The following is a 9,525-nucleotide window of genomic DNA, read 5'->3' on the forward strand; positions in this document are numbered from 1 at the left end:
CTGGAAAAGGCTGCTTTCCACCAAGCAGCATTGAAACCCGCCAGACCGCTAGCGTTGAGAGTTTCGGACGCCGTCAGGCGTCGGAAAGTCTTCGGTGTCGACGGCGACCGCATTGAGCGCCATCCCACCCCACCCGCAAATGCCGAGAACGCCGATGCGCTCGCGGTCCACCGCCGGATGCAGGCCGAGGTAATCGACGGCGGCACTGAAATCCTCGGTGTTGATGTCGGGCGACGCGAGGTTGCGCGGCGTTCCACCGCTTTCGCCGGTGTAAGAGGGATCGAAGGCCAGCGTGACGAAGCCCCGCTTGGTCATCGTCTGTGCGTAGAGACCCGAGGATTGCTCCTTCACGGCTCCGAACGGTCCGCCGACCGCGATCGCCGGGAGCGCACGACTGCGACGGTCCTTCGGCAGATAGAGATCGCCGGCGAGCGTGATTCCGTAGCGGTTGGTTAAGGTGACCTTCTGGTGGTCGACCTTGTCGCTCTTGGGGAAGGTTTTGTCCCAGTCCTCAGTCAATTACATGGTAGCTCCTTTGGTCGTGGCCTGCCCGAGCGCCAGCTGGGCGTCGACTAAGGCGATCGCTGCCGTGGCGAGCACGCCACCGCCAATGAGGTTGCGCCGGCTCAGTGCAGTGCGGGTGTTAGACGGGTGTTGCATGAGTCTCCCCGGTTTCAGGATGTCGCCGTGCTGGCGGTGACAGGGGCTGCGCAATCGGTCACTGGGCGGGGTGCGCGTGAGGCAAGCGCAGCGATCAGTGCCGACGAAACCAGCAGCGCGGCGCTGGCGAAGAACGTGGCCTGATAGCCCCAGCCGTCGAACAGAGTCCCACCAAGCGCCGCACCGAGCGTAATCGCGAGTTGGATCACCGCCACCATCAGTCCGCCGCCGGCCTCTGCTTCGCCTGGAAGCACTTTGCTGACCCAGGTCCACCAAGCGACAGGCGCGGCGGTGCCGATCAGGCCCCAGCCGATGAGCAGTATCGCGACACTGGCGGGTGACGAGCCAAGGGCGATCAGCCCCCCGGCGATGAGTGCCATCGCCAGCGGCGTCGCAATTAGCAGCCCGTAAAGCGTCCGCTTGAGTGCGAAGCCGATCGCATAGGTTCCGGCAAGGCCGGCAAGGCCGAGCCCCAGCAGTATCAGTGAAAGCGAGGTCACATCAACAGCAGTGACCGTCTCCAGAAATGGCCGAAGGTAGGTGAAGAGAGCGAACTGCCCCATGAAGAATAGCGCGACCGCGAGCATGCCGAGCGGCACCTGCGGGCGGCGAAGGACCTTGAACGCCGCCACGCCATTCGCGCGTTCGCGGCTGGGCATGTTGGGCAAGCTAAAATACTGACAGGCGAGCGTCACGGCAGCGAGCGGGACGACGGAGAAAAACGCGCCTCGCCAGCCGATATATTGACCGAGGAAGCTGCCAAGCGGTGCGGCGATCGTCGTTGCGAGCGCATTGCCGCCGTTGAGCAGCGCGAGCGCCCGGGGCACCGCCTCTTCGGGAACCAGCCGCATCACCGTAGCGGTTGACATCGACCAGAACCCGCCGATCACCACGCCGAGCAGCGCGCGCCCAACCATGAAGACCGCATAGCTCGGCGCTAACGCGACGACAGCGCCGGAAGCGATCATCAGGCCGGTAAGCCACAGCAGGAGGGTTCTGCGATCGAGGCGCCGCGTCGCTGAGGCGATGAACAAGCTCGTGAGCACGGCGAATATGCCCGACACGGCTATGGCCTGCCCCGCCTGGCCTTCGCTGACCCGAAGCCCCGAGGCTATCGGCGTCAGCAGGCTGACCGGCATAAATTCCGATGCGATCAGCGTTGAGACGCACAGCGTTAGCGCCAACACCGCCGGCCATCCACCCGCCCGGGTGCCCGCGGGCAGGGGTACATCTGCTTCAGTCAAAGTCTGGGCCTTTTCCATGACCCGATATTAGGACTTTCTCATCATGCTGATTAGACGCAAGGATCGGCATGCGGCTGTGAGCAAAATTCAATGATGCATCGTGAGAACATGGCGGATCTGGTCGCGTTCCTCGCAGTGGCGAGGGAGCGCAGCTTTACGCGGGCTGCCGCGAAGCTCGGGGTCTCGCCGTCTGCGCTGAGCCATACGATCCGCAAGCTGGAGGAGCGACTCGGCGTACGCTTGCTCACACGGACCAGCCGAAGTGTTTCGACAACGGAGCCGGCGAGCGCCTGCTGGAGCGCGTGGGGCCGCACTTCGATGAGGTGTCGGCAGAACTGGATGGTCTGACCGAGCTACGCGATAAGCCCGCCGGCACCCTGCGCATCACCACGGGCGATCAGCCCGCGGAGTCCATTCTGCTACCCGCCTTGGCGAAATTGTTGCCGCTCTATCCGGACCTGACGGTCGAGGTGACGGTCGATAACGGCTTCGTGGACATCGTTGCGGAGCGGTTCGATGCAGGCGTGCGGCTGGGCGAAACACTTGCCCAGGACATGGTGGCCGTGCCGATCGGTCCCGAGATGCAGATGGCGGTCGCTGGCTCACCGGAATATTTTGCGGCGCACGGATTACCGCGGGCGCCCGATGAGCTTGCAAGCCACAACTGCATCAATCTTCGTCATCAGGCGAAGGGCGGCGTTTCCGTCTGGGACCTCGAGAAGGATGGCCGCGCTGTGAATGTGCGAGTCGACGGGCAGTTCGTCGTCAACAACATAGCGCTGGTCCGGCAGGCCGCCGTCGATGGCCTTGGCTTGTGCTACTTGCCGAAGGACTATCTGCAGGACGAACTAGATGCAGGCGCGCTCGCGCAAGTGCTGGAAGATTGGTGCCCACCATTCCCCGGCTATCACCTCTACTATCTGAGCCGCCGACAGCAGTCCCCGGCCCTGGCAGCTTTTATCGCGGCCGTGCGGTACCGGGGCTGATAAAGGTGCCTCTTCCCGGTTCAACGGCAGCAGGCATCCGTTGCACGAACCCGCTGCGTGGGATTGGCGTGCGCGGTGAGGTCGAGACGTAGATACGAGGTTTGCGCCTGAGTTGAGCGCCGCCTGAGGCGGGCAGACCATCGAGGCTCCTTCAACTGAGGAGTCATACGATGAACGATCTCATACCGGTTATTGCCGCGAGCCCGCTTCGCCAGCGCCTGATCGATGACATGACGTTGCGTAAGTTCTCGCACGAGACGCAGCGCAACTATCTCCGCGATGTCGGGCGGTTTGCGACGTGGCTGAGGCGATCGCCGCACACCGCGACCGCAGAGGATCTCCGCCGGTTTCAGATTGAGCAGCAGGAGGCCGGCGTGCCAGCGCCGACCATGAACAGCATCGTCGCGGCGCTGCGGTTCTTCTTCACCCAGACGCTCGATCGGCCGGACCTCGCACGCAAGCTGGTCCGCACCGCGCATGCTCGTAAGATCCCGGTCGTGCTGACCCTGGGCGAGGTGAAGCGGCTGCTGGAGGCGACCACCTGCCTCAAGCATCAGGCCGCACTCTCGGTCGCCTATGGTGCGGGGCTGCGCGTCGCCGAGGTCTCCGCGCTCAAGGTGAGCGACATCGACAGTACGCGCATGTTGCTGCGGATCGAGCGCGGCAAGGGCGGGCGCTATCGCAACGCCATGCTGCCCGAGGGCCTGCTCCCGCTGCTGCGCGACTGGTGGCGCGCCGGGCGTCAGCAGGGCGTGCTGCACGCGGATGGCTGGCTCTTCCCCGGCCGCAACGCGATGGTGCCGATCAGCACCCGGCAGCTCTACCGCGTCGTCGTCGAGGCTGCAGCGGCGGCGGACATCGCCAAGCGGGTCGGTCCGCACACCCTGCGCCACAGCTTCGCCACCCACCTGCTCGAGGATGGCGTCGATATCCGCGTCATCCAGGCGCTGCTCGGGCATGCCAAGCTCAACACCACCGCATTCTACACTCAGGTCGCCACCAAGACGATGCGCGCGGTGATCAGCCCGCTCGACCGACTGGCGCTCACCAACAGCGGAGCCGAGCCGGATGGCTGACGCCGGTGGCGACGATCGAGGTCGCCGACGTCTTTCGCACGGCCGGGCCAGCCTACCGGGCCGCGCATGCCGGGCACCTGAGCCTGCACCAGCTCAGGATCATGTCGGCGGTCGAGCAGTGCCGCACCGCGGCCCTTGGCGGTCACGTCGAGGCCTGCACAGACTGCGGCCATTGGCGGATCGCCTATAATAGCTGCCGCAACCGGCACTGCCCCAAGTGCCAGGGTGCCGCCGCGCGCATCTGGCTTGCCGAGCGCGAGGCCGATCTGCTGCCGGTCGGCTACTTCCATGTCGTGTTCACGCTGCCGGCCGAGGTCGGCGCCATCGCCCACCAGAACAAGGCGGTCGTCTACGACCTGCTGTTCCGCGCCGCCTCCGAGACGATGCAGATCATCGCCGCCGACCCAAAGCATCTCGGCGCCCGCATCGGCATCACCGCCGTGCTCCACACCTGGGGCTCGGCGCTGACCCATCATCCCCACATCCACATGATCGTGCCAGGTGGCGGTATCTCGCTCGATGGTGAACGCTGGATCTCGGCCCGGCCCGCGTTCCTCCTGCCGGTGCGGGTGCTTGGCGCCCTGTTCCGCCGCCTGTTTCTGACCCGGCTGGTCGCGCTGTACGACGCAGGCCGGCTCGGTTTCTTCGGCAGCATGGCACACCTTGCCGAGCGCAGGGCGTTCCTGCGTCACCTGTCGCCGGTCCGGAAGAAGCGCTGGGTGGTCTATGCCAAGCCGCCGTTCGCCGGGCCCGAGGCCGTGCTCGCCTATCTGGCGCGCTACACCCACCGGGTCGCCATCTCGAACAGCCGCCTGCTCCGGTTCGATGAGGCGGGTGTGACGTTCCGCTACAAGGACTATCACCGTGGCGGCGCTGATCGGCAGCAGGTGATGACGCTCGCGACCGATGAGTTCATCCGCAGGTTCCTGCTGCATGCCCTGCCCAAGGGGTTCCACCGCATCCGACATTACGGCCTGCTCGCCAGCGGTACGCGCAAGGATAATCTCGAACGGGCTCGCCAGTTGCTCGCAGTCGCGCCGCCGCCCGTCGACGACGTCACCTCCGCACCGCAACCAACCCTGCCACCTTGTCCGTGCTGCGGCGGGCGCATGATCATCATCGAGATCGTCGAACGCCGTTATCAACCGCGCGCACCACCCGCCTTTGCCAGCTCACCCGGGAGATCAGCGTCGTGATCCGGCACGGCTCGCCCGCAACGACCCTCACCGAGACCGTGCTCCGGGGAACGATGACGACTGCATTGAGCCTGACCGAAAGCAGCCATTGGTCGGCCAAAATCGGACGGTCCGACTTTCGACATCCACACCGCCATCTGAAAAGCAGAAGGTCTGCTATCGATTCCGACCGCGTATCGGCAGCGTCCACCACCGCCCAGAACCGACCGAAATCGAAATCCCCATAGAGCAGCGCCTAGGGCCCGCGGGTTCGGGCACCGAAGACTTTCCGACGCCTGGCGGCGTCCGAAACTCTCAACGACTGTTTTCCGTCTGCTAGAGAGTTTGTCCTGACGACCGAACGCGGGGGTATAGCCGCCACTCCTCGCGACCTCCGGGACGGGCCGAACGGACCTCCGGTGCAAGCTGAACGTATGTCCGTTATTGGGGCGCTCGGCAGCGATGCCGAATGGCCGACTTCGGAGCGCAAAGCTGCCGCGGCGCTCCACGAGATTTCAAGAAATCCAGCGAATGATGTGGGGAAAAATGTGGGGTAGCCGCTGAGCGCGTCCTAAACTCTTCCATATTATCAATGTGATATCAGGAATTCTGGTACCCCTCCCGCGGAGTTGAACTTGGGGGCTCGACGCGAGGTGCCACGCGGTACGGCGGTCCCTTGTGCGGGCAAAGAAGGTTCTCAACCCTACGGAGTGCAAGGGATGACGCGCCCGTCTAATGTCAGAGGTTCAGCCTGGAGTATGCGCTGGCGAGCCGGTCGCGACGCGGTTTCAAGATTGCAAACGCCGGTTGGTCGAATCCCGAAATGCGCCCATCGCGACGGCCATCGAGGCCAAAATAAAGCGAATCGGTTTGTGGCGTATCGGCTCAGGAAATGCCTCTCCGTCTCGGGTGTGAGTCCGAGTCACGGACCAATTTTTGGGGTGGACCACGAGTGGACCACGGGTATGGAATGGCCCCGAAACCCACGCTTTTCCGCGCGTTTAGCTGCCCAGCGTGAGTCCTGTAAGCGCACCAGTCCTTCCCATGATTCACCTCCACATGACGATGAATCATATTCCAGGCACGAACAAATCCCCAACCCGATTCCCATTTCACGCCCAACGCTCTAGCTCGCTACAATTTTCCGCGCGGCTCGGGTCAGTGTCCTGGTTCTTGTCAGGGGTCGTGCCGGGACCACACACGCATGACTGCGAAATAAAGTTCTATTATCAGATGCTTGGTAAGCCGCTCCGACGGCGACCGAGGGCATTGAAGTAGATCAGGCCGTCGCGCACCGGGATGTCTTTGTCCAGATCAAGGACGGCCTCCACGCGAGCGTTGGTGCTGAGCATGATCATCGAAACATATGGATGTGCTGACGTGCTCCTCGAGCGTCCAAGCCGCCTCCAGCAGCGCGGCTATCTGCTCGACCATGTAGACCATATCCCGCGGTTCGGCGCTGCTTCATGTCCGGGATGAGGGGTGCCGAGGCGATCATGCGCTTCCACGCTCAGTTCACGTGCGCCTGGTAATGATGACATCCATCAGCCTGTCGCGACAGCAGAAGTTCATCATGTCGCCTTTGACCAATCCGAAACGGATGATCGTTGCAATAAGACCCTGCTTCCGGGCCAGAGGCAGGTACATCCCCGGCGCACCGTGATCCGCGGGAGGAGAATCATATGAGCGCGACGGCGACGACTGAGGAGATCGAGGCGATCATCGCGCGGACGGCGCTGAAATATGATCTGCTGCCGTATCAGTCGAAGGCCTTTGCGCAGAGCCAGCCGGCGCGGCTCGGCGCGATCGCTCATCTGTTTGGGCTGGAGGTTGCGCCGATGGCGAACGCCCGGGTGCTTGAACTGGGCTGCGCCTCGGGCGGCAACATCATCCCCCATGCCGCACGGTATCCGGACGCGACCTTTGTCGGCGTCGATCTCGCGCGGACCCAGGTGGCGGTGGGGCGGGCGCGCATCGCCAGGCTGGGCCTGAAGAATATCGAGATCCGGTGCCAGAGCTTCACCGAGATCGGCGAGGAGCTGGGCAGCTTCGACTATATCATCTGCCACGGCGTCTATAGCTGGGTGCCGACCGCGGTGCAGGATGCGATCTTCAAGATCGTCCGCGCGCGGCTGTCCCCGTTGGGCGTCGCCTGCATCAGTTACAACGTGCTGCCGGGGTGGCGCATGCTGCAGCCGCTGCGCGACGCCTTCCTGCTGGAGGTGCCGGACCAAGTCGATTCGTTCGGCCGGGTCGCCAAGGCGCGCGAGCTGCTCGCCTTCCTGGCGGCGTCGACGCCCGACAAGGGGCCTTATGGCGACATGCTGCGCATCTGGGCGGATCGGCTGTCGACGCTGCCTGACGATTATGTGGCGCACGAGTTTCTCGAGGAGATGAACCATCCGAGCACCGTGCGCGATTTCGCCAATAACGCATCGCGCAACGGACTCGGCTTCCTGGCCGAGTGCGAGCTGGCGTCGATGATCCTCGAAAATTACGGCGCGGAGGTCGCGCAGCAGGTCCGGGCGCGGTCCGCCAACGATCTGGTCGGATCCGAGCAATATCTTGATTTCCTGTCCGGGCGCACGTTTCGCCAGACCTTGCTGATCGCGAGCGAGCGTATGGCGACGGTGAACCGGGCGCTGTCCCCGCAAAGCATCGAGCACCTGCATTTCATGACCTCGGCCGGCATGCACCTCGACCGCGACGGCGAGAACTACGTCGTCACCGATGCGGCGGGCCGTTCACTCACCACGGGCTCGGGCACCGTCGCCGAGGGGATCGCGCGGCTGGTCGAGCGCTTCCCGTCCTCATCGAGCCTCGACGACTGCGCCGGGGCGATCCCCGACGACGCGCGGGCCGAGGGGCGGGCGCTGCTGCTTGATGCGCTGTACCGGATGGTTCTGGTCGGCATGGTGACCCCGTCGTCGGAGCCGGTGCTGGCGGGTGCGGTCGCAGACATGCCAGTGGCGATCGCGATCGCGCGCGGGGATGCGGCTGACGGCAGCCTGTCGACCACCAATGTGCGACACGAGACCATCGCGCTCGACCCCGCGACACGCGCGCTCCTGCCGTCGATGAATGGTACGCTGGATCATGCGGCGCTCGCGAATCGGCTGGTGGAAGAAGCGCTGGCCGGCCGGCTGGCCTTTTCGCGTCATAGCGAACCCGTGACCGGCACACCCGCGATTCGCGAGATTGCGGCAGACCATCTGCCGGGCCTGCTGGCGGGGATGGCCAATGCCGGGCTGCTGGAGGGATGATGACGATTTAGTCGACGATTAGTCGAGGTTTAGTTGACACCGGACGGGCCGAATAATAGAGCCCAAAAAAAAGCCGGAACACCCCGAAGGTTATTCGGGTCGCACAGTATTGCTGCACAATAAAGGGGCAGATCAATGGCGTGCATCGTGGATTCTGGCGACTTTTCGACTCTGACGGGCAATGAGACCAGCGCGAAATCTGCGCGGCGTCGCGACCTTTATTCGCAGGTCAGTCGATTCGCATTGCGCTCCACGCTGGGGATTTCGGCGGCCGCGGGGATGACCGTGATCGCCCCGGGCCAGGCCTGGGCGGACTGCATCGTCGGCGGCATCACCGTGCAGTGCACCGATACCTCGACCACCGATACGACCTTCCCGGCCAACCCGCCGTCCGACCGCAATTATACTGGCGTGTCGGCCATCCCGCTTCAGATCGTCGTCGATGCCGGCAAGACGGTGAGCGGCAACGGCCTCGCGGTGTCCAACACCGGCACCGGCGGCGTCACCGTCACCAATGGCGGCTCGATCAGCGTCGATGCCGGCAATACCCCAACCGCCGGCGGCACTGCGGCGCTGACGATCAAGGCGGCCGGTGGACCGATCGTCTATACCGGCGGCGGCATCGCCAACAACGGCACCGGCAATGGGTTGGACGCCGTCCAGACCGGCGGTGTCGGGTCGATCGACATCAATGTCGGCGGCAATGTCTCGGCCGCGTCGGGCGAGGGCATCACGGTTCGCGACGTGGCGACCAGCACGGGCGTGAACGTCGTCACCGGCGGCACGGTCACGGCACTGACGGGCGGCAAGGACGGCATCGACGTCCAGACCCAGTCGCTGACGGGTAACGTCACGATCGTCGCGAACGGCGACATCAAGGCGGGTAACGCCGGCATCGTCGGGGCAGTCTTCCTGGCCGGCGGCACGGGCAACGTCAACGTCACCGCCAATGGCGCGATCGACGCTCGGTTCGGGGTGGACGCCGAGAACTTCGGCAAGGGCTCGACGACCGTGAAGACGGTCGGTCCGGTGACGACCACCACCGGCAACGGCATCTTCGCCATGGCGACCGGCGGCAACGTCACGGTCGCGGCGGGTGATGTAACGGCTGCCTCGAACAC

Annotated in this window: 6 protein-coding genes and 2 pseudogenes; 5 read left to right on the plus strand and 3 right to left on the minus strand. The window is 64.5% G+C overall.

Annotated features, from left to right (window positions below):
* Positions 1 to 48: 48 nt before the first annotated feature.
* From AC1DT7_RS21760 to AC1DT7_RS21770, 3 genes are read right to left on the minus strand one after another with little or no spacing between them, the layout of a single operon-like run.
* Positions 49 to 519 (minus strand): alpha/beta hydrolase, encoded by a 471-nt coding sequence (locus AC1DT7_RS21760; RefSeq protein ID WP_478038273.1) that lies wholly within the window; start codon positions 517 to 519, stop codon positions 49 to 51.
* Complete coding sequence (locus AC1DT7_RS21765; RefSeq protein ID WP_478038274.1) at positions 520 to 660, minus strand: hypothetical protein; 141 nt, start codon at positions 658 to 660, stop codon at positions 520 to 522.
* A 14-nt stretch (positions 661 to 674) separates the two neighbouring features.
* The gene (locus tag AC1DT7_RS21770; RefSeq protein WP_478038275.1) at positions 675 to 1,847 is read right to left on the minus strand and encodes an MFS transporter; all 1,173 of its coding nucleotides are present in this window, start codon (positions 1,845 to 1,847) and stop codon (positions 675 to 677) included.
* 150 nt (positions 1,848 to 1,997) lie between these two features.
* Between AC1DT7_RS21770 and AC1DT7_RS21775 the strand changes: the two are divergent.
* From AC1DT7_RS21775 to AC1DT7_RS21795, 5 genes and pseudogenes are all read left to right on the plus strand, one after another.
* A pseudogene (locus AC1DT7_RS21775) lies at positions 1,998 to 2,890 on the plus strand (LysR family transcriptional regulator).
* A 170-nt stretch (positions 2,891 to 3,060) separates the two neighbouring features.
* Positions 3,061 to 3,966: a tyrosine-type recombinase/integrase gene (locus AC1DT7_RS21780; RefSeq protein ID WP_478038276.1), complete on the plus strand. Its 906-nt coding sequence runs from the start codon at positions 3,061 to 3,063 to the stop codon at positions 3,964 to 3,966.
* Positions 3,963 to 5,162, plus strand: a complete 1,200-nt coding sequence (locus AC1DT7_RS21785) for an IS91 family transposase (protein WP_478038278.1) — start codon at positions 3,963 to 3,965, stop codon at positions 5,160 to 5,162. The genes AC1DT7_RS21780 and AC1DT7_RS21785 overlap by 4 nt, the downstream gene beginning before the upstream one ends.
* Positions 5,163 to 6,823: 1,661 nt before the next feature.
* Positions 6,824 to 8,404 (plus strand): methyltransferase regulatory domain-containing protein, encoded by a 1,581-nt coding sequence (locus tag AC1DT7_RS21790; protein ID WP_478038277.1) that lies wholly within the window; start codon positions 6,824 to 6,826, stop codon positions 8,402 to 8,404.
* A gap of 279 nt (positions 8,405 to 8,683) precedes the next feature.
* Positions 8,684 to 9,525, plus strand: a pseudogene (locus AC1DT7_RS21795) (hypothetical protein); the annotation flags it as partial.

This window comes from Sphingomonas sp. P3_C6 (assembly GCF_056402595.1).

Coding starts and splice junctions, on each gene's coding strand:
- AC1DT7_RS21765 (WP_478038274.1), bottom strand. CDS start 660: ATGCAACACCCGTCTAACACCCGCACTGCACTGAGCCGGCGCAACCTC.
- AC1DT7_RS21780 (WP_478038276.1), top strand. CDS start 3,061: ATGAACGATCTCATACCGGTTATTGCCGCGAGCCCGCTTCGCCAGCGC.
- AC1DT7_RS21790 (WP_478038277.1), top strand. CDS start 6,824: ATGAGCGCGACGGCGACGACTGAGGAGATCGAGGCGATCATCGCGCGG.